This window comes from Janthinobacterium sp., assembly GCF_031995485.1.
Lineage (GTDB): Bacteria > Pseudomonadota > Gammaproteobacteria > Burkholderiales > Burkholderiaceae_D > Janthinobacterium.
Genome location: NZ_DAMAGB010000033.1, coordinates 1 through 24574 on the forward strand (window position 1 = coordinate 1; position 24574 = coordinate 24574).

27 protein-coding genes are annotated in these 24574 nt (G+C 62.5%); 15 read left to right on the forward strand and 12 right to left on the reverse strand.

Annotated elements, in window-relative coordinates:
- Nucleotides 1–14 precede the first annotated feature (14 nt).
- A complete protein-coding gene (locus RTQ46_RS17590) occupies nucleotides 15–851 on the reverse strand; it encodes an alpha/beta hydrolase (protein WP_312438588.1) in 837 nt (278 codons plus the stop codon).
- Nucleotides 852–1001: 150 nt separating this feature from the next.
- Entirely contained in the window at nucleotides 1002–1241 is a 240-nt protein-coding gene (locus RTQ46_RS17595) for a DUF2798 domain-containing protein (protein WP_312438589.1), read from the reverse strand.
- A gap of 98 nt (nucleotides 1242–1339) precedes the next feature.
- Between RTQ46_RS17595 and RTQ46_RS17600 the strand changes: the two genes are divergently transcribed.
- Together RTQ46_RS17600 and RTQ46_RS17605 are read left to right on the forward strand one after the other, a co-directional pair.
- The gene (locus tag RTQ46_RS17600) at nucleotides 1340–2239 is read left to right on the forward strand and encodes a LysR family transcriptional regulator (RefSeq protein ID WP_312438590.1); all 900 of its coding nucleotides are present in this window, start codon (nucleotides 1340–1342) and stop codon (nucleotides 2237–2239) included.
- Nucleotides 2240–2429: 190 nt separating this feature from the next.
- The gene (locus RTQ46_RS17605; RefSeq protein WP_312438592.1) at nucleotides 2430–2627 is read left to right on the forward strand and encodes a hypothetical protein; all 198 of its coding nucleotides are present in this window, start codon (nucleotides 2430–2432) and stop codon (nucleotides 2625–2627) included.
- An 88-nt stretch (nucleotides 2628–2715) separates the two neighbouring features.
- On the opposite strand, the gene RTQ46_RS17610 is transcribed toward RTQ46_RS17605, so the two are convergent.
- On the reverse strand, nucleotides 2716–4416 hold the full coding sequence (locus RTQ46_RS17610) for an MFS transporter (protein WP_312438594.1): 1701 nt from the start codon (nucleotides 4414–4416) through the stop codon (nucleotides 2716–2718).
- Nucleotides 4417–4629: 213 nt separating this feature from the next.
- Here RTQ46_RS17610 and RTQ46_RS17615 point away from each other — a divergent pair, with 213 nt between their 5' ends.
- From RTQ46_RS17615 to RTQ46_RS17630, 4 genes are all read left to right on the forward strand, one after another.
- Nucleotides 4630–5808 (forward strand): acetyl-CoA C-acyltransferase, encoded by a 1179-nt coding sequence (locus RTQ46_RS17615; protein WP_312438595.1) that lies wholly within the window; start codon nucleotides 4630–4632, stop codon nucleotides 5806–5808.
- Between the two features lie 66 nt (nucleotides 5809–5874).
- On the forward strand, nucleotides 5875–6177 hold the full coding sequence (locus tag RTQ46_RS17620) for a Dabb family protein (protein WP_312438597.1): 303 nt from the start codon (nucleotides 5875–5877) through the stop codon (nucleotides 6175–6177).
- Nucleotides 6178–6339: 162 nt separating this feature from the next.
- On the forward strand, nucleotides 6340–7335 hold the full coding sequence (locus RTQ46_RS17625; protein WP_312438598.1) for an NADP-dependent oxidoreductase: 996 nt from the start codon (nucleotides 6340–6342) through the stop codon (nucleotides 7333–7335).
- Between the two features lie 70 nt (nucleotides 7336–7405).
- Nucleotides 7406–7831: a GNAT family N-acetyltransferase gene (locus RTQ46_RS17630; protein WP_312438600.1), complete on the forward strand. Its 426-nt coding sequence runs from the start codon at nucleotides 7406–7408 to the stop codon at nucleotides 7829–7831.
- A gap of 69 nt (nucleotides 7832–7900) precedes the next feature.
- On the opposite strand, the gene RTQ46_RS17635 is transcribed toward RTQ46_RS17630, so the two are convergent.
- From RTQ46_RS17635 to RTQ46_RS17675, 9 genes are all read right to left on the reverse strand, one after another.
- Nucleotides 7901–8911 carry an ABC transporter permease subunit gene (locus RTQ46_RS17635; RefSeq protein WP_312438602.1) on the reverse strand — a complete coding sequence of 337 codons (1011 nt, stop codon included), beginning with the start codon at nucleotides 8909–8911 and terminating at the stop codon, nucleotides 7901–7903.
- Between the two features lie 24 nt (nucleotides 8912–8935).
- A complete protein-coding gene (locus tag RTQ46_RS17640; protein WP_312438604.1) occupies nucleotides 8936–10435 on the reverse strand; it encodes a sugar ABC transporter ATP-binding protein in 1500 nt (499 codons plus the stop codon).
- A gap of 80 nt (nucleotides 10436–10515) precedes the next feature.
- Nucleotides 10516–11451: an ABC transporter substrate-binding protein gene (locus tag RTQ46_RS17645; RefSeq protein WP_312438605.1), complete on the reverse strand. Its 936-nt coding sequence runs from the start codon at nucleotides 11449–11451 to the stop codon at nucleotides 10516–10518.
- Nucleotides 11452–11525: 74 nt separating this feature from the next.
- Complete coding sequence (gene tal, locus RTQ46_RS17650) at nucleotides 11526–12479, reverse strand: transaldolase (protein WP_312438607.1); 954 nt, start codon at nucleotides 12477–12479, stop codon at nucleotides 11526–11528.
- A 12-nt stretch (nucleotides 12480–12491) separates the two neighbouring features.
- Complete coding sequence (gene xylB, locus RTQ46_RS17655) at nucleotides 12492–13973, reverse strand: xylulokinase (protein WP_312438704.1); 1482 nt, start codon at nucleotides 13971–13973, stop codon at nucleotides 12492–12494.
- Nucleotides 13974–13991: 18 nt separating this feature from the next.
- The gene (locus RTQ46_RS17660; RefSeq protein WP_312438609.1) at nucleotides 13992–15026 is read right to left on the reverse strand and encodes a LacI family DNA-binding transcriptional regulator; all 1035 of its coding nucleotides are present in this window, start codon (nucleotides 15024–15026) and stop codon (nucleotides 13992–13994) included.
- 411 nt (nucleotides 15027–15437) lie between these two features.
- Complete coding sequence (locus RTQ46_RS17665) at nucleotides 15438–16175, reverse strand: NRDE family protein (RefSeq protein WP_312438611.1); 738 nt, start codon at nucleotides 16173–16175, stop codon at nucleotides 15438–15440.
- Nucleotides 16166–16456: a DUF4936 family protein gene (locus RTQ46_RS17670; RefSeq protein WP_312438612.1), complete on the reverse strand. Its 291-nt coding sequence runs from the start codon at nucleotides 16454–16456 to the stop codon at nucleotides 16166–16168. The genes RTQ46_RS17665 and RTQ46_RS17670 overlap by 10 nt, the downstream gene beginning before the upstream one ends.
- Before the next feature lie 7 nt (nucleotides 16457–16463).
- A complete protein-coding gene (locus RTQ46_RS17675; RefSeq protein ID WP_409518351.1) occupies nucleotides 16464–17540 on the reverse strand; it encodes a YgfZ/GcvT domain-containing protein in 1077 nt (358 codons plus the stop codon).
- A gap of 185 nt (nucleotides 17541–17725) precedes the next feature.
- On the opposite strand from RTQ46_RS17675, the gene mltG reads away from it, so the two are divergent.
- From mltG to RTQ46_RS17720, 9 genes are all read left to right on the forward strand, one after another.
- On the forward strand, nucleotides 17726–18712 hold the full coding sequence (gene mltG / locus RTQ46_RS17680) for an endolytic transglycosylase MltG (protein WP_312438615.1): 987 nt from the start codon (nucleotides 17726–17728) through the stop codon (nucleotides 18710–18712).
- A gap of 21 nt (nucleotides 18713–18733) precedes the next feature.
- Nucleotides 18734–19375, forward strand: coding sequence for a dTMP kinase (gene tmk / locus RTQ46_RS17685; protein ID WP_312438617.1), 642 nt, complete (start codon nucleotides 18734–18736; stop codon nucleotides 19373–19375).
- A gap of 6 nt (nucleotides 19376–19381) precedes the next feature.
- The gene (locus RTQ46_RS17690; RefSeq protein WP_312438619.1) at nucleotides 19382–20413 is read left to right on the forward strand and encodes a DNA polymerase III subunit delta'; all 1032 of its coding nucleotides are present in this window, start codon (nucleotides 19382–19384) and stop codon (nucleotides 20411–20413) included.
- A gap of 45 nt (nucleotides 20414–20458) precedes the next feature.
- On the forward strand, nucleotides 20459–20974 hold the full coding sequence (locus RTQ46_RS17695; protein ID WP_312438621.1) for an N-acetyltransferase family protein: 516 nt from the start codon (nucleotides 20459–20461) through the stop codon (nucleotides 20972–20974).
- 237 nt (nucleotides 20975–21211) lie between these two features.
- Nucleotides 21212–21991, forward strand: a complete 780-nt coding sequence (locus RTQ46_RS17700; RefSeq protein WP_312438622.1) for a TatD family hydrolase — start codon at nucleotides 21212–21214, stop codon at nucleotides 21989–21991.
- Between the two features lie 7 nt (nucleotides 21992–21998).
- Complete coding sequence (locus RTQ46_RS17705) at nucleotides 21999–22655, forward strand: ankyrin repeat domain-containing protein (protein ID WP_312438624.1); 657 nt, start codon at nucleotides 21999–22001, stop codon at nucleotides 22653–22655.
- A gap of 244 nt (nucleotides 22656–22899) precedes the next feature.
- Nucleotides 22900–23823, forward strand: coding sequence for a methyltransferase domain-containing protein (locus RTQ46_RS17710; protein WP_312438626.1), 924 nt, complete (start codon nucleotides 22900–22902; stop codon nucleotides 23821–23823).
- A gap of 103 nt (nucleotides 23824–23926) precedes the next feature.
- Nucleotides 23927–24175: a hypothetical protein gene (locus RTQ46_RS17715; RefSeq protein ID WP_065308474.1), complete on the forward strand. Its 249-nt coding sequence runs from the start codon at nucleotides 23927–23929 to the stop codon at nucleotides 24173–24175.
- 168 nt (nucleotides 24176–24343) lie between these two features.
- Nucleotides 24344–24541, forward strand: a complete 198-nt coding sequence (locus RTQ46_RS17720; protein WP_312438631.1) for a hypothetical protein — start codon at nucleotides 24344–24346, stop codon at nucleotides 24539–24541.
- Nucleotides 24542–24574 lie beyond the last annotated feature (33 nt).

Here is a 24574-nt window from a genome sequence, read left to right on the forward strand (position 1 = left end):
TGGTTTTGGGTTACTTATTTCTTTTTGACCACCATCTTGATCGCCTCGTTGACGATCACCGGATTATCCTTCTGGATATAATGCCCGGCGCCCGTGATGCGCTCGATGGCCGGCGCGCCCGTCATGCGCTGCCAGTCCTTTTCCTGCGAGCGCACCAGCGTCTCCACCGAACCCAGCTCTTCGATGCCGAACTTGTCGCGCACCAGCAGCATGGTCGGCATGCGCAGCGGCGTCTTCAGGTCGATATGCTGCAGGCACTGCGCCTGCGCGTCGAATTCCACCGTCTCGATGCTGGTAAACATCAGCTTGCGCCTGGCCTTGATCGCCATGGCCGAAGTCGGTGCGTCGCTCTGCATGCGGCGCCAGTGATCGGGATGGGTCGGGTCGAGCAGCACCAGGCCCGCCACTTCCTGCGGATACAGCCGCGCATACACATACTGGTACAGCCCGCCCATGCCGTGGCCGACCAGCACATACGGCGGCTTGACGCCGGCCTGCGCCAGCATCGCGTGCTGCTGGGCGGCGATGGTGCACGGGTCGCGCGGCGTGGCGGTCTTGCGGCTGGCGCCATAGCCGGGGCGGTCATACGCCAGCACGCGGTACTGCTGTTCCGCCAGCGGCAGCACGCTGTCCCAGGCGTCCTTGCCGTCGCCCAAGTCCGACTGGAACACCACGGGCATGCTGCCCTGGCCTGTCAGCGTGTAGGAAATGGTGGCGTCGGGCAGGGTGGCGCTGGCCGGCAGCGGCGCCTGGGGCGCGGACGATTGGAACAGTGAACAGCCTGACAGCAACAGCCCGGCACTGCCGAGCAGGATGGCGCGCGCGGGGCGGGCGACGGATAGATGCTGCATGAAACTCCTTCTTGGTTCACGGATCGGTAGGGCGTGACAACCATTATAGGCACATCATGCGAATGTGAAAACATTGAACAGAGGGAAAAAGCAGGCGATTGGGCCTGTCGGTGCGCTGGCAGACAGCCCAGGGGCCGTGGCCCCGCGCGCCTAGCGGGTGCCGGCGAACTTGTGCACCAGGTTGCGGCTGATGCCCTGCACGATCGGCGCGAACAGCATGACTGCGCAAAACGCCACCGGCCAGGCGGCAAAAAACGCGTGGCGCCAGCGCGCCAGGAAATCCGCTTGCGGGCCGATATTGAGCCAGGTGACCCAGGCGCTCATCAGCAAGGTCATCACCAGCGACATCAGCACGGCAAATACAAAACGCAAACGCAGGGCATCGGACATCGATATTCTTTCGAGAAGTTGAGAGAGCGTCAGCGTAGCGACTTGCAGCAATCTATACTAGCGCCATATTTTTAATCTGAAATTCCAAAAATGAAATTATGCTCGATGATTTAGCCTTGTTTGTTGCCATAGTCGAAGCTGGCAGCCTGAATGCAGCGGCAGCCCAGCAGGAACTGCCGGCCGCCACCGTCACGCGCCGGCTGCAAAAACTGGAGCGCCAGCTGGGCTACCGCTTGCTCAACCGCAGCGCGCGCCGCCTGCAGCCGACGGCGGAGGGCTGGCAATACTATGAGCAATGCCGTCCGCTGGTGCACGCCTTGCGCCAGGCCACGCGGCAACTCGATGCCAGCCTGTCGGCCGTGTCCGGCACCATCCGCGTGCTGGCGCCCGTCAATTTTGCCAGCGGCCTGCTGACGCCCGCCTGGGTCAGCTTCATGCAGCAGTATCCCGAGATCCGGCTTGAACTGGAACTGTCGAACCGCCTGCAGGACCTGGTGACCAGCGGCGCCGACCTGGCGATCCGCGTCGGCGCGCTCGACGACTCGTCGCTGATGCAGCGGCGCCTGGGCAGCGCCGGGCTGGTGATGGTGGCCGCGCCGTCGTACCTCGCGCGCGCCGGCGTGCCGCAGGATCTGGCGTCCTTGGCCCAGCATGAGCTGATCGTGGCCGAACCGCTGCGCACCTGGCGCCTGCGCCGTCCCGGCGACGGCGCCGAAATGGTGCTGCAGCCGCAGGCGCGGCTGCGCGTCAATGAGATGCGGCTGGCCGTCGAAATGGCGCAAGCGGGCATCGGCGTGCTGCTGTGCCCCATGCTGCAATGCCGCGATGAAGTGGCCGATGGCCGCCTGGTGCGCGTGCTGCCCGACTGGATGCCGCAGCCGCGCCATGTGTATGCGGTCTGGACCCAGCGGCGCTACCTGCCGGCCAGGGTAAGGGTGCTACTGGAACACCTGGCGGCATTTGCGGAAAAGACGCCGTTGCTGAACGATCCGGCTTGAGCCGGCGGGCAGGTGATTCATGCGCTCGCGCAATATCTTTCCCGAAAGTAAAACCGAGCGCTTGTACTTCGCGCCGGGATCGCGTTAAGATAAAGCTGTCCTGGCCCCTTGGGCAAGCAGGCGCGCAATCTGCCGTGTACGTCGTACAATTGTTATGCAGTCCGTTTTATACAATGCCATGAGAGATGCAATGAAATATCTGATCGTTCCCTGCTTGTTGGCCATTACCGGCTGTGAAGTGCTGTATGACGCGAACCGGGACAAGATCGGTGAATACTGCAACAGCCTTAACAATTTCGATGACCGCAATGCCTGCCGCAAGCGCAACCAGACCAGCTACCAGGAGTATGTGCAACAGCGCGAGCACCTGAAGCAGGCTGCCAAGTAAGGCTGGCGCGGCGAATGACAACGCCGCTGACTGCAAGGTCAGCGGCGTTTTTCATGGCACCGGCAGCTTCGCCGGTGCGGCGACTGCATCAGTCGTCGGCGTAGATATTGTTATCCTTGGTTTCGCGCACGAACAGGGTGCCGATCACCACGGTTGCCAGCGCCACCACGATCGGATACCACAGGCCGTAGTAGATGTCGCCCTTGAAGGCCACCAGCGCAAACGCCGTGGTCGGCAGCAGGCCGCCGAACCAGCCGTTGCCGATATGGTAGGGCAGCGACATCGAGGTGTAGCGGATACGGGTCGGGAACATTTCCACCAGCATCGCGGCGATCGGGCCATACACCATGGTCACATACAGCACCAGGATAAACAGCAGCAGCACCACCATCGGCTTGTTGATGCGGTCCGGATCAGCCTTGGCAGGGTAGCCCGCTTCCTTGATGCCGGCGCCGATTTCCTTCTTGAACGCCGTTTCTTTCGCCTTGCTGTCGGCGTCGAAGTTCAGGCCGTCGGCCGTCATGGCGGCATTGAACGAAGTGAACTCTTTCGTGCCGATGCGCACCTTGGCGATGGACCCGGCCGGTGCATCTTCCTTGGTGTAGTTCACCGAGCTGTTCGACAGGAAGCCGGTGGCGATGTCGCACGAGGACGGGAATTTCTTGGTGCCCGTCAGGTTGAACTGGAAGTGGCAGGAAGCGGGATCGGCCACCACCACCACCGGCGAGTTCTTCAGCGCGGTTTCCAGCTGCGGATTGGCGAAGTGGGTCAGGCCGCTGAAGATCGGGAAGTAGGTCAGGGCGGCGATCAGGCAGCCGCCCAGGATGATGTACTTGCGGCCGATGCGGTCCGACAGGCTGCCGAAGAACAGGAAGAACGGCGTGCCGAGCAGCAGCGCGATGGCGATCAGCACGTTGGCCGTGGCGAGGTCCACTTTCAGGGTCTGGATCATGAAGAACAGCGCGTAGAACTGGCCCGTGTACCAGACCACGGCCTGGCCGGCGGTCAGGCCAATCAGCGCCAGGATCACGATTTTCAGGTTGCGCCACTGGCCGAACGCTTCGGTCAGCGGGGCTTTCGAGGTCTTGCCTTCGGCTTTCATCTTGGAAAACGCAGGCGATTCATTCATGGCCAGGCGGATCCAGACGGAAATGCCGAGCAGCACCACCGATACCAGGAACGGCACGCGCCAGCCCCAGGCTTCGAATTCCGCTTCGCCGGTCGCCAGGCGGGTACCCAGGATGACCATCAGCGACAGGAAAAAGCCCAAGGTGGCGGTGGTCTGGATCCAGGCCGTGAAGGCGCCGCGCTTGCCTTCGGGAGCGTGCTCGGCCACATAGGTGGCTGCGCCGCCGTATTCGCCGCCCAACGCCAGGCCCTGCAGGATGCGCAGGATGACGAGGATGATCGGCGCGGCAATGCCGATCGACGCATGGCCCGGCAGCAGGCCGACGATGAAGGTCGAGCCGCCCATGATCAGGATGGTGATCAGAAAGGTGTATTTGCGGCCGATCATGTCGCCCAGGCGGCCGAACACGAGCGCGCCGAACGGACGCACGATAAAGCCGGCGGCAAACGCCAGCAGCGCGAAAATGAACGTGGTGGTGGGGTCGCCGATAAAGAACTGCTTGGCGATAATGGAAGCGAGCGAGCCGTACAGATAAAAGTCGTACCATTCAAAGACGGTGCCGAGCGAGGAAGCAAAGATGACCTTGCGTTCCTCCCTGGTCATCGGTGCCCCCTTGGCCGCGAACTTGCGTACGTCGGCCGAACCGGATGGTGTTGCCATGGTGTTGTCTCCCTATGTTTTATAGTGAACTGTTGCCGAGGTCTTGCTGACCATTCTTGCAACAGCTGGAGGCCAGTCTGTTCTTGCAAGCTTACGCGGCGCTTACAACATGGGCCATTTGCACAGCCTTCGCAGGCTCTTTGCAGGAGCGAACGACCGTGCTTAATTATGCTATTCTCGAACCCTCTATAAAACCATCTCAGGAGACGTAACATGAATGAAGCAGTCATCGTATCGACCGCCCGCACGGGCCTGGCCAAGTCCTGGAAAGGCGCGTTCAACATGACGCACGGCGCCACCCTGGGCGGCCATGTGCTGGCCGCCGCCATCGAGCGCGCGGGTATCGAGGCCGGTGAAGTCGAAGACGTGCTGGCCGGCTGCGCGTTTCCAGAAGGCGCCACCGGCGGCAATATCGCGCGCCAGATCGCCCTGCGCGGCGGCTGCCCGGTAACCACGGCCGGCATGACGGTCAACCGCTTCTGCTCGTCGGGCCTGCAGGCCATCGCGCTGGCGGCGCAGCGCATCGTTGCCGGCGAAGGCGATATCTATGCGGCTGGCGGCGTCGAATCGATCTCGTGCGTGCAGAACGAAATGAACACCCATATGTACCGCGAGGTCTGGCTGCAGCAGAACAAGCCGGCCCTGTACTGGCCCATGCTGCAGACGGCCGAAACGGTGGCCAAACGCTACAACATCTCGCGCGAACGCCAGGACCAGTACGGTGCGCAAAGCCAGCAGCGCGCAGCTGCCGCCCAGGCCGCCGGCCTGTTCGATGCCGAGATCGTGCCGATGACCACCACCATGGGCGTGGCCGACAAGGCCAGCGGCATGCTGCTCACGCGCGAAGTGACGATCTCCGCCGACGAAGGCATCCGCGCGGACACCACCTATGAGGGCGTGTCGAAAATTCGGTCTGCCGTGCCCGGTGGCGTGATCAGCGCCGGCAATGCCAGCCAGTTCTCCGACGGCGCGGCGATGGCCATCGTCATGAACGCAAAGACAGCCGAAGCCAGGGGCCTGCAACCGCTGGGCATCTTCCGCGGCTTTGCCATAGCCGGCTGCGAGCCGGACGAGATGGGCATCGGCCCCGTCTATGCGATTCCCAAGCTGCTGAAAAAAGCGGGTTTGACAGTCGCCGATATCGGTCTGTGGGAACTCAATGAAGCGTTTGCCGTGCAGGTGCTGTACTGCGCCGATACCTTGGGCATTCCGCTCGACCGCCTGAACGTGAATGGCGGCGCGATTGCCGTCGGCCATCCTTATGGCGTGTCGGGCGCGCGCCTGACGGGCCACGCGCTGATCGAAGGCAAGCGCCGCGGCGTGAAATACGTGGTGGTCACCATGTGCATCGGCGGCGGGCAGGGCGCGGCGGGCTTGTTCGAGGTGCTCTAGCGTGCTGCAGAGCGGGCCGATAGCGGTTACAGTATTGGCTCTCTTTCGTACTCCATTGCACCCAACATGATCAAGCACATCGTTTTCTGGAAACTCAAGGACCACGCCGAAGGCGCCGACCGCGCTGCCAACGCACTCAGGCTGAAGGCCTTGCTGGACGGCTGCTCGGCGCTGGTGCCCGGCATTCTCAAATTCGAGGCGGCCGTGGCCCAGCCGGGCCTGGAAGCCACGTACGACATCGTGCTGTACAGCGAGTTCGACAGCCGCGAGTCGCTCGACGCCTACCAGAACCATCCGGAACACGTGAAGATCAAGCCGTTTTTTGGCGCCGTGCGTGAAGCGCGGCAGTGCATGGACTACGAAGTGTAGAGACGCCTGACCAAACCTGCTGCGCGTCGCGTTTTGCGGCCTGTGATGCTCACCGTACTGAAGTACGGCTGCGCTTCTCGGCCACAAATCACTGCCGCTCGCCACGGTTTTGTCAGGCGTCGTTAATTCCCGTGTCAATCATAAATCTCTGAATGGAGCTCCATGACCACTTATCAACGCATCGTCCTCGCCTCCCGTCCCAAAGCCGAAGTCCAGCCCGACAATTTCCGCCTAGAAACTGTCGAGATTCCCGCCATCCAGGATCGCGAACTGCTGGTGCGCAATCATTATCTGTCGCTGGACCCGTACATGCGCGGGCGCATGAGCGAAAGCAAGAGCTACGCCGCCTCGCAGGCCCTCGATGAGACGATGATTGGCGGCACCGTGGGCGAGGTGATCGAATCGAAACATCCGAAATTTGCCGCCGGCGACACGGTCGTCGGCACCCTGGGCTGGAGCGAAGTGGCCGTGTCCGACGGCACCATGCTGCGCAAGGTCGACACCACGCATATTTCCGAGTCGGCCTACCTGGGTTCGGTGGGCATGCCCGGCATGACGGCCTGGTACGGCCTGAACCATATCATGGCGCCGAAAGCGGGTGAAACCGTGGTGGTGTCGGCTGCCAGCGGCGCGGTGGGCAGCGTGGTGGGCCAGCTGGCCAAGCTGAAAGGCTGCCGCGTGGTGGGCATTGCCGGCGGCCCGGAAAAATGCGCGTACGTGGTGGACGAGCTGGGCTTCGATGCCTGCGTCGACTACAAGGCCGGCAACCTGGAAGCGGACCTGACGGCCGCCACCCCTAGCGGCATCGACGCCATCTTTGAAAATGTCGGCGGCAAGGTGTTCGACGCGGCGCTGGCGCGCACCAACGCCTTCGGCCGCATCGCGCTGTGCGGCTGGATCGCCGGCTACAACGGCGAGCCGACCCCGGTCGAGAATTTCCGCCTGATCCTGATCAACCGCCTGACCGTGCGCGGCTTTATCGTCTCCGAGCAGCCGGAACTGTGGCCGGAAGGCCTGGCCGAGCTGGGCAAGCTGGTGGCCGAGGGCAAGCTGAAATTTCGCGAATCGATCGCGGAAGGACTGGCCAATGCGCCGGAAGCATTTATCGGTCTGCTGAAAGGCCGCAATTTCGGCAAGCAACTGGTCAAGCTGGGTTAAGCTGATCCGGGCTGTTCCTGGCATCGCAGGCCGTGCGACAATGGCGGCCTGTTTCTACTCCGATGCCACCATGACTAATTACACTATCCGCCTCGGCGACTGGGACACCCTGTCCCGGGACGCATCCGCCATCCGCTTTGAAGTCTTTGTCGATGAACAGAAGGTTCCCGCCGAGATCGAACTCGACGAGATGGACGCCGTCTGCCTGCATGCCGTCGCCTATGATGCCGCCGGCAACGCCATCGGCACGGGCCGCCTGCTGCCCGACGGCCATATCGGCCGCATGGCCGTGCGCAAGGCTGGGCGCGGCACCGGAGTCGGCGGCGCCATCCTGCAGCAACTGATGCAAAAAGCGCGCGCGCGCGGCGATGCCGCCGTCGTGCTCAATGCCCAGACCGTGGCCGCGCCATTTTATGCGCGCCATGGCTTTGTGCAGCAGGGGGAGGAGTTTGACGAGGCGGGGATCGCGCATATTGAAATGCGCCTGGTATTTTGAAACAACCCAAGAGCAATGACTGGGGTCGGACCCTCAGGGTCCGACCCCGGCTGTTCAAGGGTTACGGGTTTAATTCTGCGCGTGCGACTGGCGCCATTTGTCCAGAATCACCGCCAGCACGATCACCACGCCCTTGGCCACGTACTGCCAGAATGACGACAGCCCCAGAATGGTCAGGCCGTTGTTCATCACGCCGATGATCAGGGCGCCAATCACGGTGCCCCAGACGGAACCGACGCCGCCCATCAGGCTGGTGCCGCCGAGCACCACTGCGGCGATCGCATCGAGCTCGTAGCCGGTACCCCAGTTGCCGTTCGCCGCATACAGGCGGCTGGCCGACATGGCGCCGCCCAGGCCGGCGAACAGGCCGCTGATCGTGTAGACAAACATCAGCACCAGGCCGACCTTGATGCCGGTCAGGCGTGCTGCCTGGATATTGCCGCCGACGGCGTAGATATGCAGGCCCAGCGTGGTTTTGCGCAGGATAAACCAGGTCATGATCACCACCAGCGCGGCCAGCCAGATCAGCCATGGAATGGCCAGGAAGCTGCCATTGCCCATCCATTCGAAGCTCGGGATCTCCGTGTTCAGCACGCTGGTGCCGTCAGCCAGCAGATAGGCCGCGCCGCGCAGCGCCGTCATGGTTCCCAGGGTCACCACGAACGGGTTCAGGCCGACCAGCGCCACCAGCACGCCGTTCAAGGCGCCCAGCAGCAGGCCGACGATCAGAAAGGTGGGAATCGAAAAGCCGGCGAACTGCGCCGACAGCGACATCAGCATGCCGGCCACGGCCGACACGGCCAGCACGGAGCCGACGGAAAGATCAATGCCGCTGGTGAGGATGACGAAGGTCATGCCCGAGGCCAGCACGATATTGATCGACACCTGGCGGAAGATATTCATGGTGTTGGTGCTGGTCATGAAGGTCGATTCGCCATCGGCCGAGAAATACACGGTCAGGCCGTACATGGCCAGGTAGAGCACCACCAGCACGGGCAGCATGCCCAGGCGGCGCATCAGGGTAGAGGCATTGAAAGGTTGGCGGGCGCCTGCGGCGCCGCCGGTGGTGGTGGTAGTCATGATAATTCTCCCGTTGTTGATTTTTTAAGCTGCATCCAGATGGGTGGCGTAGGCGAGGATTTTCTCCTGCGTGATGTCGTCGCCCGTCACTTCCCCGGTCAGCCGGCCTTCGCACATGACCATTACGCGGTCGCAGATGCCGACCAGTTCGGCCAGTTCGCTGGAAATGCACAGCACGGCCGTGCCCGCGTCTGCCAGCTGGTGGATGATCTTGTAGATTTCGCTTTTCGCGCCCACGTCGACGCCGCGCGTCGGCTCGTCGAGGATCAGCACTTTCGGCTTGATGGCCAGCCAGCGCGCCAGCAGGACTTTCTGCTGGTTGCCGCCAGACAAGCCGCCGACGATGCCTTCCGGCCCCGATACCTTGACGTTCAGGCTGGAAATCGATTCGCGCGTCAGCCGGGTCAGCGCGCGGCGGTCGACCACGCCGGCCGTCGCGTGCTGCGACAGGATATTCATCGACATGTTTTCCATCGCCGACAATTGCATGAACAGGCCCAGGCTCTTGCGGTCTTCCGGCAAATAGCCGATGCCGTGGCGGATCGCCGCCAGCGGTTCGCTGATATGGACTTCCTTGCCGTCCAGCCAGACCTGGCCCGATGCCTTTTTATCGGCGCCAAAGATCAGCCGCGCCAGCTCCGTGCGGCCCGCGCCGACCAGTCCGGCCAGGCCCGTCACTTCGCCCGCATGCAGCACGAAGCTGGCCGGCTTGACCTTGCCGGCGCCGACGTTTTCCACGCGCAAACGCTCGGCGCCGCGCGTGGTGCGCCGCTGGTGCGAATAAAAATCGTCGGCGGGGCGGCCCACCATCATCTGCACGACTTTCTTCTGGTCCAGCTCATCCTTGCCCAGTTCGCCCACATAGGCGCCGTCGCGCAGCACCGTGATGCGGCGCGCCAGGCGCTCGACTTCGGCCATGCGGTGGCTGATATACAGGATCGCCAGGCCCTTGTCGCGCTGTTCCTCGATAATGCGGAACAATTGTTCGGTTTCGCGGTCGGACAATGCCGCCGTCGGTTCATCCATGATCAGGATGCGGCTTTCGTGCACGAGGGCGCGGGCGATTTCCACCTGCTGCTGCTCGGCGATCGACAGGCTGGCCACCATGGTGTCGGCATTGAAGCGCGAGCCCAGGTCGGCCAGGATGGCATTGGTGCGGCGGCGCATCTCGGCGCCGTTGACGGTGAAGAACGGTCCCTTGGGCTCGCTGCCCATGAAGACGTTCTGCGCCACCGTCATGTTCTTGGCCACGCTCAGTTCCTGGTAGATCAGGTTGATGCCCAGCGCGCGCGCCTCGCCGGGATTGCGGATTTTGATCGCTTTGCCGTCGAGAATGATCTCGCCCGCGTCCGGCGTGTACACGCCCGACAGGATTTTCATCAGGGTACTCTTGCCGGCGCCGTTTTCGCCCATCACGGCATGGATCTCGCCCTTGCGCACCGTCAGGTGCACGCCGCGCAGCGCGCGCGTGGCGCCAAAGCGCTTCTCGATGCCGCGCATTTCAAAAATGATTTCGTCGCTCATGACTGTCCTTCCTTGCTTTGAAACTGCCGCCCGCCGCCGGCCGGGGCCGGGGCGGACGACGCGTGGTCAGGCCAGCCAGATCAGTTTTTTACCCAGCCGGTGTAGGTGGCGACGTTTTCCTTGGTGATGGCCGGGGTCGGCAGCAGCACCATGGTCTGCTTCGGCGTGCGGCCGTTCATGATGTCGTAACCCATCTGCACGGCGTCGGTGGCCATGCGGTACGGGTTTTGCGCCGAGGTGGCGGCAAACAGGCCGGCCTTGTTTTTCAGGGCGTTCTGGCCGTCCGGCGCACCATCGACGGCCGTGATCAGTTTCACGTCGGTGCGCTTGGCTTGCTTGATGGCCAGTTCGGCGCCGATGCCGGTCGGATCGTTGATGGCGAACACGCCGTCGATCTTCGGATGGGCCGTCAGCAGGTTCGACATGACCGTCATGCCGCCGTCGCGGCTGCCGCCGGCGTTCTGGTTGTCGGACAAAATCTTGATGTCCTTGAACGCGGCCAGGGTTTTCTTGCAGCCATTCACGCGGTCGATCACGGAAGTGACCGGCGGGCCGTTCAGGATCACCACATTGCCCTTGCCGCCGATCTGCTTGGCCAGGTAGGCGCACGAGACGTCGCCCGCCATGGTGTTATCGGACATCACGGTGGCCGAGGCGCCAACCGCACCGACGTCGACCGCGATCACGATCACGCCGGCATTGCGCGCTTTCTTGATGGCCGGGGCGATGCCCTTGGAATCGACGGCGTTCAGGATAATGATGTCGGTCTTGTTGGCGATAAAGTTTTCGATCTGGTCAACCTGGGTGTTCAGGTCGTACTTGCTCGACACGGTGGTCACTTTCACGCCGGCGCCGCCGATTTTCTTGGCGCTTTCCTCGGCGCCGCGGCCGATTGCGACAAAAAACGGGTTGGCCAGGTCGCCGACGCTCACGCCGATCGATTTCAATGGTTTGTCGGCAGCAAACGCGCTGCAGGCGGCGGACAACAGCAGGGTGGCGGTAATAACTTTTTTCATGGGTATCTCCAAGGGTTCTTATTGTGAAAAGAAAACAGTGCTGCGGGTGAAAATCAAGGTGGTAAGACGGTTCATCATGCTGCCTGGCGCAAGGTGTCGATCATCTTGTCGAGCTTGGCGGCATCGACGGCAAAGCCACGGATGCCTTCGGCCAGCTTTTCGGTCGCCATCGCGTCTTCGTTCAGGGCGTAGCGGAACGCCGCTTCGTCATAGCTGATGGCCGCCTGCGGCGCGCCGTGGTCCGCGCCGAGCGCGCGCTCGAACGGTTCTTCCGACGCTTCCAGCCTGGCCAGCAGGTCCGGGCTGATCGTCAGCAGGTCGCAGCCGGACAGGGCGGTAATTTGTCCCGTATTGCGGAAGCTCGCGCCCATCACCTGGGTCGGGATGCCATGCTGCTTGTAGTACTGGTAGATGCGCGTGACGGACAATACGCCTGGATCGTTGGACAAGCTGCTGGCCGTTTCGTCCCATGCGGCGCCCTGCGATTTCTTGTGCCAGTCGTAGATGCGGCCCACAAATGGCGAGATCAGGCGCACTTTGGCGTCGGCGCAGGCCACGGCCTGGCAGAACGCGAACAGCAGCGTCAGGTTGCAGAAGATGCCGTCCGCTTCCAGTTCGCGCGCGGCCTGGATGCCTTCCCAGGTGGCGGCGATCTTGATCAGCACGCGCTCGCGGGCGATGCCGGCCGCTTCATACAGGGCGATCAGGCGGCGGGCGCGGGCCACGGTGGCGGCGCGGTCAAAGCTCAGGCGGGCGTCGACTTCGGTCGACACGCGGCCCGGCACCACTTTCAGGATTTCCAGGCCGAAGCGCACCAGCACCTGGTCGACGATATCGTCGAGCGAGGCGGTTTTATGATCAGCGACGGTGCTGGCCAGCAAGGGCGCATAGTCGGGCTGCAGCACGGCTTTCAGGATCAGCGACGGGTTGGTGGTGGCGTCTTGCGGGGCAAAACGGGCCAGCTGCAGGAAGTCGCCCGTATCGGCGACGACCGTGCTCGATTGCTTCAGTTGTTGCAGTTGATTCATCTTGACTTGTCCTTATGATGACGACAGTTGGTGCAGTGCCTGAACGGCAGGAAAAAGGCTGCGGTATTTGTTATAGCGGATGGTGAGCGCCGCATGTTGCGCCGCATCCGGTGCAAAGCTGTTCTTGATCGGCAGTCCCGTGGCCAGCAGCGCGGTGTCGCCGATGGCGGCAAAACCGAGCTTGGCGGCGCCCAGGCTGGCCGACAGTTCGCTGTTGTGCAGGGTGCGCATGTCGCGGCCCAGCACATTGGCCATCAATTGCGCCCAGTACTGGCTGCGCGCGCCGCCGCCCACCAGCAGGCAGTGCGGCACGGTGGCGCCGGTCGAGATGACGGCCGCCATCGCATCGCGCAGGGCAAACGCCACGCCTTCCAGTACAGCATAGCCAAGCTGGGCCGGATTGCTATCATGGCCCAATTGCAAAAATGCGCCGCGCACTTGCGGATCGTTGTGCGGCGTGCGTTCGCCCGACAGGTAGGGCAGGAACAGCGGCGCGTCGGGCGACACCGTCTGGTCCAGGGGAATGTCCGCTTCGACCAGCGCCAGCAGCGCCGCTTCGCCAGCCTGGTTCAGCACGCCCGTGGCCCAGCGCAAACAGCTGGCGCCCGACAGGATCGCGCCCATCGCATACCAGCGGCCGGGCAGGGCGTGGCAGAAGCTGTGCACCCCGCCATTCGGATTGCCCAGCGGCTGTTCGGTGACGGACACGATAGCGGCGCTGGTGCCCAGCGAAATGAAACTGTCGCCCGCATTGACGGCGCCGATGCCCACGGCCGAGACCGGATTATCGCCACCGCCGCCGGCCACCACCACGCCGTCCGGCAAGCCCAGGCGTTTCGCCACCGGCGCCAGCACGGTGCCGGTGGCGGCGTCGCCTTCCACCAGCGGCGGCAATTGTTCCAGGCGCAGGCCGCAGGCTTCGACGATGGGCGCGAACCAGGCGCGGCGCGCTTCGTCCAGCCACAAGGTGCCGGCCGCGTCGGACATGTCGGTCATCTTTTGTCCGGTCAGGCGCAGGCGCAGATAGTCTTTCGGCGACAGCACGCAGTCGATCACGGCAAACGCCTGCGGCTCATGCTGTTGCAGCCACAGCAGTTTTGGCGCGGTGAGCCCGGCCATCGCCAGGCTGCCGGTGACTTCGGCAAACGCCGGATAGTCGTGCGCCAGCTGCGCAGCTTCGGCATGCGCGCGGGCATCGTTCCACAGGATGGCGGGGCGGATGCAGGCGTCATTGCAGTCGAGCAGCACCGCGCCATGCATCTGGCCCGACAGGCCGATGCAGACAATCGCGGCAAATTCTTCAGGCGAGGCCGCGCGCAGTTGCGCGAGCGCGGCCACGCAGGCATCCCACCAGTCCTGCGGCGCCTGCTCGGACCAGCCCGGTTTCGGGCGCGATACGTCGAGGCGGACCGAAGCTTGGCCGCGCACGGCGCCACGGCTGTCCATCAGCACGGTTTTCAGTTCGGAGGTACCGAGATCGATACCGAGGGAAATCTTGTTCGTCATGGTGGGTCAGATAGGGGAATCGGGAACGGCGGCAGCGGTGCAGCCGCAGGAATTGCGTACGCGCAGCACCGGCGACAGCCGTTGCACATGCTGTGCGCGTTGTGGATTGGCAATGCGCTCGATCAGCAGGTCGACCGCCATCGCCCCCAGCTCTTCCAGCGGCTGGGCCATTACGGTCAGGCGCGGGCTGAAGTAATCGGCCCAGTCGAAATCGTCGAAGCCGGCCAGCGCCATGTCGTGCGGCACGCCGATATGGGCGTCGCGCAGCGCATGCATGGTGCCGATGGTCATCAGGTTATTGCCGGCAACGATGGCCGTCGGACGCTGCGCCAGCGGCAGGGCCAGCAGCTCGCGCGTGGCCGCGCCGCTGCGCTCGAGGTTCGAGTGGCCCCACTGCAGCAGGGCCGGATCGAATGCCAGGCCCGCCTGTTGCAGCGCCAGGCGATAACCATCGATGCGCTCGTCGGTGGTCGACAGCCCCGGCGCGCCGGCGATAAAGCCGATGCGGCGATGGCCGTGGGCGGTGATCAGATGGCTGACCAGTTCGCAGGTGGCGTCGATATTTTCCACGCCGACCTGGTCGAAGGCCTGCGGCGACATGCGGTCGACCAGCACCGAAGCGATCTTGTTGCTGTTCAGATAGTTCAAGGCGCGGTTGTGCGGATCGCCCGAGGGCGCCAGCACGATGCCGTCGACGCGGCGCTGGTGCAGGTTCTGCACCACTTTCAATTCCTGTTCGGGATCGTCGTGGGTATCGGAAAACAGCATCATCAGGCCGTGCCGCGTGCAGGCAGCCTCGACGGCGCGCACGGTTTCGCTGAAATAATGATTGGTAAATGCGGAGATGGCCACGCCGATGGTGCCGGAAGACGAACCGGCCAGTGCGCGCGCCAGCATATTGGGCACGTAGCCGATCTGCTGCATGGCCGCATTGACGGCGGCCACGGTTTTCGGGCTGACCTTGCGCGTGCCGTTGAGCACATGGGACACGGTCGACAGCGATACGTCCGCCGCCCGTGCTACGTCTTCCATGGTGGCCATGGTGTCTCCTGATGATTTGTTTTTGTTTTTATATATGTGATGCACGGCTTTGTGCCGCGTTTGATAACATCCTAAACAAAAGAAAGCGCTTGCGCAAGCGCTTTCTTTTTGCGTGCGCACATGTTTTGGGGTCAGACCCTGTGGGTCCGACCCCGGCATTTCACGGGTTTAGGAAGAGATAACGAGGTCGGGACGTAGGTCGGATTAGCGCAGCGTAATCCGACACATTGTCGGCGTATAACCCGACACGATTGTTGGCATAACAACGACCATTGTCGATGTCGCAGGCAGTGTCGGATTACGCGCTTGCGCGCTAATCCGACCTACGCGGCCAGCGCGACGCATGCAAGTTTGCAGCAAGGTAGGTCGGATTAGCGCAGCGTAATCCGACAACATTGTTGGCGCGACAGCTTATTGAATCACCAGCTCATGCAATTCCCCCGGCGCGTCGGGAAACAGCTTGACGACGGTCGAGGTGCGGGTGCCATAGCCCGGCGTTTCGATACAGACGGCCGACAGCACGCGCTCGAGGTCGAGCGGCACGCCGGTGTCGGGCAGGCGAAAATCCGGTGCGCGGGTGGTGTCGGCCAGCATCTCGAAATACGCTTCGTCCGGCGCGCCCAGGCACATCAGGCTGGCGAACTGGGCCTTCGTTTTCAATACCTTCGGCCACGGCGCGTCGAGCAGGGCGTTCGACAGGCCATAGATGCCCGGCGCCAAAGGCTGGCCGTTGCGAGGGTCATCGTCGCCGCGGTTGGAAAACCAGATCAGCGTCGCGGCGTCGCCCAGCACCAGATTGAAACCGTTGTAGGCGCCGCTGCCGGGGCGAATCTGCGCGATATATTCCTGCGCCGACATCGAGCCGGCCAGGTAGTCGGCCACCAGCGCGCCGCGCGACGGGGCGTCGGCGCGGTGATCGTGCGGACTGCGGATATTCGTGATGGCGGCAAAGCGCGAGGCGCCGCCCGCGATCTGCGTGATGCCCATCCAACTGCCGCCGGCCTGCAGGTCGCGCCCCGCATACACTTGCGGATGCTCGGGCCAGTTGCCGGCCGGGGCGCTGGCGCGCTCGTAGAATTCGTCGCGGTTGGCGGCGGCGATCAACGGCACATGCGGGTTGACTTGCCAGGCAAAAACGATCAGGCACATGGGGGCAGGTCCATGAATGCTTCCACATGGCGCGCGCCGGCCGTCAGCGCGAGCAGGCCGGCTTCGTCGGACGCCGCTTCCAGCTGTCCCGTAAAACCTTCGCCCACCACCGGATAGATTTCCATCCACGTCTGCAGGCCGTCTTGCGCTTCCGGACGGCGCTTGAGCTGGGGTGCCACGCCCGAGCTTGCCGCCAGCTTGCCCTGCATGGCGCGCACGCGCGCTTCCAGCGCCTGCGCGTGTTCTTCTTTTACCTGGTAATAAATATACAAGTCTCTCATGGGGTTCTCACAGATCGAGTGCGTCGAGCACGTAAGGCATGGCCAGGAAGCGCACGGGTGCACCGTCGCTGGAACCGAGGCGCACGGCGCCGCTCGCGCTGCCGCCTTCCTCGATGGCGGCCAGCTTCATTTCCACCAGCGCGTCGACGCCGCCGGCGCCGTTCGGCGCCGCATTGACGATCATGCCGCACGGCTGCTCGGGGTCGCTGACCGCGAACAGCTCGTCACCGGCGGCAGCTTGCGTGCCATCGATGCTGACCAAAGTGGTGCGGCGCTTGAGCTTGCCCAGATACTGGCTGCGCGCAACGATTTCCTGGCCCGGATAGCAGCCTTTCTTGAAATTGACGCCGCCCAGCAATTCAAAATTGACCATCTGCGGCACGAACTGTTCCTGCGTCGGCAGGCTGATCTGCGGCACGCCCGCATGGATCTCCGACAGATGCCAGGCGTCGTTGCCCCCCTGGGCCAGCTTGGCGGCCAGTTGCGGCCAGACCGCTTCGGCGTTGGCGGCGGAGGTGAGCCACTGGTAGCGCGGCAGGCCAAACGCATCGGCCACGCGCAGCAAGGTGCCCGCATTGCCTTCGACCTTGCTGAACGGCGCGTCCGGCAGGCTGTCAAACCATTGCGGCAGCGCGGCGGAGGCATGCTTGCCGCCCAGGCCCAGGATCACCTGGTTCGCTTCGTCCTGCGTGGCGTCATGCAGTTTTGCCTTGGCGCGCAGCACGAACATCTGCAGGCGCTTCTGGATCGGCGCCTGGATACCGCGGGACAATTGCAGGTAGACAGTGCTGGCGTTTCTCCACAGCAAAAAGCTGGCCAGCAAGCGGCCTTTCGGCGTGCAATAACCGGCCAGGCGCACTTGCTCCTGATTTAAATGCTCCACATCATTGGTCAGCTGGCTGTGCAGGAAGCTGGCGGCATCGTCGCCGCTCACGCCGATCAGGCCCTGGTCGGTGACGGCAGCGACAAAACCGTCCTGCAACTGGCCGATGGTCAAGGGCGCGCCAAAATCGGCAATTGCGGCCTCGTCGGTGTTTTCGCTGCGGGCGCCTTGCGCCTGTAAAAAGTGATTCCAGTTATTCATAATTTCCATTAGATCAGCAATTAAGCATTATGATTACGGGTTCATTATAGTGATGTCGCGTGAAACGCGTCGGCAGCGGGCGCAATTGCCGAGTTAGCGCGCTTTCCGCCGGTTTTATTCACAAATGAACGATCATATACAGCGAGGCAACTCACGAGTTGTCTTGCATCACAAGAATCGGAACAATGGCTTTCTTTAAAAAACTTGTAGTTTGTACAGTGATCGCCGCCACCGGTGCCGGCGCTACCTTTGTTTACTGGGCACAGAAGCCCATCGTCACGCAGGGCGAAGCGATTCCGTTTGCCATTACCCCCGGCAGCGGCGCCCATGCGGCCGGCCAGCAGATAGCCGATGCCGGCATTCCCATGGAGCCGTTGCTGTTCAACCTGCTGGCCCGCATCGAGGGCATGACCTCGAAAATCAAGGCCGGTTCCTACGAACTCAAGCCCGGCACTTCGCCGCAGCGGCTGATCCTGCAACTGGCGCGCGGCGAATTCGCGCAAGAGTCGCTGACCATTATCGAAGGCTGGACTTTCAGGCAGATGCGCCAGGTGATGGCCGTCCATCCGGGCCTCAAGCACGACACGGAAAAACTCAGCGACGCCGAGTTGATGGCGAAGATCAGTCCGGAATACGCCAAGCCGGAAGGCCTCTTCTTTCCGGACACCTACCTGTTCGCCAAGGGCGCCAGCGAGATGCAGATCTTCAAGCAGGCGCATGTGGCGATGATCGGCCGCCTGTCGGAAGCGTGGGACAAGCGCGATCCGGCCTTGCCGTACAAGAACCCGTACGAGGCGCTGATCATGGCCTCCATCGTGGAAAAGGAAACCGGCCAGAAGTCCGAACGCGCCATGATTGCCGGCGTGTTCGTCAATCGCCTGAAGACCGGCATGCTGCTGCAGACCGACCCGACCGTCATCTACGGCATGGGCGACAGTTACCAGGGCAAGATCCGCAAGCGCGACCTGGAAGCGGACACCCCGTACAATACCTACACGCGCGGCGGCCTGCCACCGACGCCGATCGCCTTGCCGGGCGCCCAGTCGCTGACGGCGGCGCTGGCGCCGGCCCGTACGCAAGCCCTGTATTTCGTGGCGCGCGGCAACGGCACCAGTGAGTTTTCCGATAACCTGCCCGACCATAACCGCGCCGTGAACAAGTATCAGCGTTAATCCCTTACTCAAGAAGTTTTTATGACACAAGCTTATCCAGCCCGCTTTATCACCTTTGAAGGTATCGATGGCGCGGGCAAGTCGACCCATATCGGTTTTGTCGCCGATTACCTGCGCCAGCGCGGCGTGCAACTGGTGTCCTCGCGCGAACCGGGCGGCACCAGTCTCGGCGAAAAGCTGCGCGAACTGCTGCTGCATGAAAAAATGCACCTGGAAACGGAAGCGCTGCTGATGTTCGCCAGCCGCCGCGAACACATCGCGCAGGTGATCGCACCGGCCCTGGAACGCGGCGACTGGGTGATTTCCGACCGCTTTACGGACGCCAGCTTTGCCTACCAGGGCGGCGGGCGCGGCATGGACCTGCGCAAGATGGAAGCGCTGGAGAACTGGGTGCACCCCGAGTTGCAGCCGGATCTGACATTCCTGTTCGACGTGCCGCTGGCCGTGGCCCGCGCCCGCCTGGACGCCACGCGCTCGCTCGACAAGTTCGAGCAGGAACAGGCCGACTTTTTCGCCGCCACGCGCAATGAATATCTGCGCCGCGCGGCGCAGTTTCCACAGCGTTTCCGCATCATCGATTCCACGCAAAGCATTGCCGATATTCAAATCGAACTGGCGAAACTGCTTGATGTTCTGCTTGAGAATAAGACGGCAAGTGATTGATTGAACATGACTAATTCACTTTATCCGTGGCAGCAGGACGCCTGGCAGCAATTGCAGGCCTTGCGCCCGCGCATGCCGCACGCCATTTTGTTCCATGGCGCGCAAGGCATCGGCAAGGCCGACTTCATCGAGCATTTTGCGCAGGCGCTGCTGTGCGAAGACGTGCGACCCGACGGCCATGCCTGCGGCGCGTGCGCCTCGTGCGGCTGGTTTGTCCAGGGCAACCATCCCGATTACCGCCGCGTGCGGCCCGAGGCGCTGGAGGACGAAGTCAGCGATGACGGCGAGGCCGAAGAGGGCGCCAAAAAAACCGCCAAGTCCAGCAAGGCGCCCTCGAAAGACATCAAGATCGAGCAGATCCGCAACCTGGCCGATTTCATGAATATCTCGACCCACCGCCAGGGCTTGCGCGTGGTGGTGCTGTATCCGGCCGAAGCGCTCAATACCCCGGCCTCGAACGCCTTGCTGAAAACGCTGGAAGAGCCGCCGCCGGGCACCCTGTTCCTGCTGGCGTCGAACAGCCTGGACCGCCTGCTGCCGACGATCCTGTCGCGCTGCCGCAAGTTCGCCCTGCCGATGCCCAGCCATGAACAGGCGCTGGCCTGGCTCAAGACCCAGGGCCTGAACGATGCCGACAGCTGGCTGCGCGAGCAGGGCGGCGCGCCATTGGCGGCGCTGGCCCAGTCCGAGTCGGGTGGCCGCGAAGAAACGGAACAGTTGCTGCAGGTGCTCGCGCATCCCGGCGTGGAAGCGGCATTGAAGGCGGCCGACAAGCTGCAGAAGTCGCCGCTGGCGCCGCTGGTGGCGTCGCTGCAGCGCTGGCTGTATGACCTGTTTTCGATCAAGCTGTCCGGCACCATCCGCTACTATCCGCGCCACCGCCGAGAACTGGAGGCGCTGGCCGCACGCATCAATCTCAGCCGTCTGATGGCCGCCATCAAGGCGGCCAACGAGCGGCGCGCGATTGCCGACCATCCGCTGTCGCCCAAGCTGTTTCTTGAAGATATGCTCCTCGAATATACTTCAAGTTGCCTGTAATAGTCTGTTAAAACAAATACTTGCCATCACTACTTCATTCAGAACATGAGCTATCGCCACCGCATTGCCACCATCGACGACTTGCCAGCCATCGTCGCCATCTATAACACCACCATCGCCTCGCGCGAAGTGACGGCCGATACGGAGCCGGTCACGGTGGAGTCGCGCCTGGCCTGGTTTCACGACCATACGCCGGAGCGCCGGCCGCTGTGGATCGTCGAATCTGCCAGCGATGAGTCCGCCACGCCCACGCCATTGGGCTGGCTGTCGTACTCGAACTTTTACGGGCGGCCCGCGTATTCGGGCACGGCGGAGTTGTCTGTCTATATTGCGCCGCAGGCGCGGGGCAAGGGCATCGGCGCGTATGCGCTGACCGAGGCGATTGCGCATGCGCCTGCCGTTGGCGTGCATACCGTATTGGGATTTATTTTTGGACATAATGCGCCGTCGCTGGGACTGTTCCGCAAGTTCGGGTTTGAGGTGTGGGCGAATCTTCCCAAAGTGGCGAATCTGGATGGTGTTGAGCGCGATCTGATTATTCTCGGCAAACGGGTTGCTTAGAGATTAAAAACGGCGGGCCGGAGTCGCGAGCCCGAGAAAATGCCGATGGCGGCGTTGCGGCTTCCTCGCCGTACATGCGTACTGTCTTCGTCGCCGCGCCTTGCCCTCGACATTTTTCAGGCTCGCTTGGCCCGGGGAGCCCGTGCTGGCGCCTTTACTGGGGCGCGCCCCTTGGTTTGCTGATTGCTTCTGCTCTTCCAGGCGCAGACTTTTGCGCCGTCCGGTACAATCCCGCCTATGTATATCGATTCCCATTGCCATATCAATTTCCCCGAGCTGGCTGCTCGCATGCCCGAGATTCTGGCCAAAATGGCCGAGAACAAGGTGACGCACGCCCTGTGCGTGTCGGTCGACTTGCCGGATTTTCCGCAAGTGCTGGCGCTGGCCGAGCAGTATCCGCACATCTTTGCTTCCGTTGGCGTGCATCCCGATTACGAGGAAACGCCCGAGCCTTCCGTGGAAGACCTGGTGCGCCTGGCCGATCATCCGAAGATCATCGCCATCGGTGAGACGGGGCTTGATTATTTCCGCCTGACCGGTGACCTGGAGTGGCAGCGCGAGCGGTTTCGCACTCACATCAAAGCTTCAAGAATCACGCGCAAGCCCTTGATTATTCACACAAGAGCGGCCAGCGAAGACACGATACGCATCATGCGCGAAGAGGGCGCCAGCGTGGCCGACGGCGGCGTGGCGGGCGTCATGCATTGTTTTACGGAGTCGCTGGAGGTGGCCAAGGCCGCCATCGACATGGGTTTCTATATTTCGTTCTCCGGCATCGTCACCTTCAAGAGCGCGAAAGACCTGCAGGCGGTGGCGCTGGAAGTGCCGCTGGAGCGTATCCTGATCGAGACCGATTCGCCATACCTGGCGCCGGTGCCGTTCCGCGGCCGCATGAACGAGCCTGGCTATGTGGCACATGTGGCGGAATACCTGTCGAGCCTGAAAGGCATTCCACTGGCCCAGGTTGCAGAGCAAACCACGGCGAATTTCTTCAAGCTTTTCAACCAGGTAGCGTAAACACCTCATGCAAAATCTCATGCGCAATATCGTCGCTTCCGCCTTGCTGTGCCTGTCCACGGCAGTGCTCGCGGCGCCTGACCAGGCCGGTTTTTACCGCGCGGTATCGATCGACAATGTCGGTGGCGTGCGCAAGATGCTGCATGAGGGTGCCAATCCCAACCTGCCCGATGACCAGCGCGGCGACGTCGCGCTCGTCATTGCCCTGCGCGACGAAGCCGGCAAGGTGTTCAAGGTCCTGCTCGATACGCCCGGCATCGACCTCGAAGCGCGCTCGGCGAACGGCAATACGGCCCTGATGATGGCTGCCTACAAGCACAATCGCGAGGCGGTCGATGCCTTGCTGGCGAAAGGCGCCAAAGTCAACCAGACTGGCTGGACGCCGCTGCACTATGCGGCCTCGGCTGGCGACCTGGCCATCATGAAGGTGTTCCTGGAGCGCGGCGCCAAAGTCGATGCGCTTGCGCCCACCAATATCACGCCGCTGATGTTTGCCGCCCGCGAAGGACAGGAAGAGGCGGTCAGGCTGCTGCTGGCCTCGGGCGCCGATCCATCGCTGAAAAGCAGCCACGGCTGGACTGCCACGCAGTTTGCCATGGCGGCCGACAAGCCGGGCGTGGCGGCGATTATCGAAAAATTCCAGCAACAGCAAGCAAATCGCTAGTTACTACACAAGTGCCAGTAACCGAACTGGCATGGTTTTGCCCCTCATCTCGCGCCTTTGTTCCTGGCCATGATTGACGATAATGCCTGTGTCGCATTAATCAGGAGTCAAGCACATGGGCAGTCCCTTATCCGCCAGGCGCCGGCTGTATTGCCGCCGGCCCACCCGCAGCCCATGCGATGTCACTGCTTTCTGGAACGACAAAATCGAATGGAACACGGAACCAGCCCCCACGAGGACACCCATGCTGAACGAACGCGAGATCGAGAGTTGTTACCTGGGGCAATTCATCCCCGTCCATTACCATCACAATATGCTGATGGACCAGAACCGCATGCATGGCTTCAAGTCGGCCATCGATTATGCGGTGCGGCCCGGCATGAAAGTGCTGGAACTGGGCGGCGGCACGGGCGTGCTGTCGTGCTTTGCGGCCGCCAAGGCCGACAAGGTCTGGTGCGTGGAGTTCAATCCCGACATGGTCAAGGAAGCGCGCAAGATGCTTGCGCTCAATGCCAACGGTGAAAAAGTCGAAGTTGTCCATGCGGATGCCTTCGAATACCTGCCGCCCGAGCCGGTCGACGTGGTGATCTGCGAAATGATCCATGTCGGCATGCTGCGCGAAAAGCAGGTCGAAGTGATCGAGTCGTTCAAGCGCCGCTACCTGGCCCGCTTCGGCGGCCCGCTGCCCTTGTTCGTACCCGAAGCGGTGATCATGGCCGTGCAGCCGATGCAGCAGGAATACGATTTCGAGGGTTTTTACGCGCCCATCGTGCAGTTCCAGGAAACCACGGCGATCCACCCTGGCGTGCTCGAGCTGGCGCCGCCGTCCGTCTACAGTATTATCGACTTTACCCAGCCCAATGACGGCCTGTTCGGTTTTGACGGCAAATTCGTCGTCGAGCGCAGCGGCACTCTGAATGCCTTGCGCTTTGTCACCAAGAATATCCTGGCGGTGGTGCCCGAGCGCTCCTCGACCATTGACTGGCTGAATCACTACATGTGCCTGCCATTGCCGCAAGCCATGGCGGTCAAGGCCGGCGACGTGCTGCAGGTCAGCTTCCAGTACCGCGCGGGCGGCTCGATTCCTTCGCTCGAAGCGTCGATGAACGTGCAGCTGATCCATGACGTCAGTATGCAGCCGGCCACGCACGGCGCCGTCTACGCCTGATCGCCGGTGGCAGTCCGGCTAGCGACGCCGCAGCATTTCGTTCTGCGGCGTTGCGCCATTCAGGGTATATTCCGTGTTTTAGCCACTGGACAGCTTTATTACTATGGAACAGATCGATCAGCGCTACCTCGTGCAGCAAAACAAAATCAGCGACGGCGAAACCCGGCCGCCCGTGTTTGCCAAGGTGATGCGCAGCAAGGAAGGCGTGTTTGAAGGCGTCTCCTTTATCAAATCAAAGGACAAGGCGACGGTGATGACGATTGCCGAAGCCAACCAGGCGATCAAATGGGCCACCAGCAAGAAGCCCAACGCCCATGAATACATCACCAAAGTGATCTGCGTCGGCCAATAAATCACCCGGCAGGACACTGCACCGTTCATGCCCGCTTTTCGTCCTCCCGTCGCGCCAGCCTGCATTCCGTCGCATTGCCGTTGTCCGCTTGCCAGCATGGTTTTATAGTCATGTCTCGGTAGCGGGGCAAGCGCGGCTTGCTCCGCACATTTATTTCGGGAGAACATAATGCTGGGATTCGTACTGTGGCTGCTGCTGTTGCTCGTCTGCTGGCCGCTGGCCTTGCTGGCCCTGGTGCTGTATCCGCTGGCCTGGCTGCTGCTGTTGCCGTTCCGCCTGATCGGCATCGGCCTGGACGGCGTGTTCGAGCTGCTGCGCGCGATCGTGATGCTGCCGGCGCGGGTGCTCGGTGGCGGCCGGCGGTAAGATCTCGGATCCCATGAAAAATGGCGCCATGGG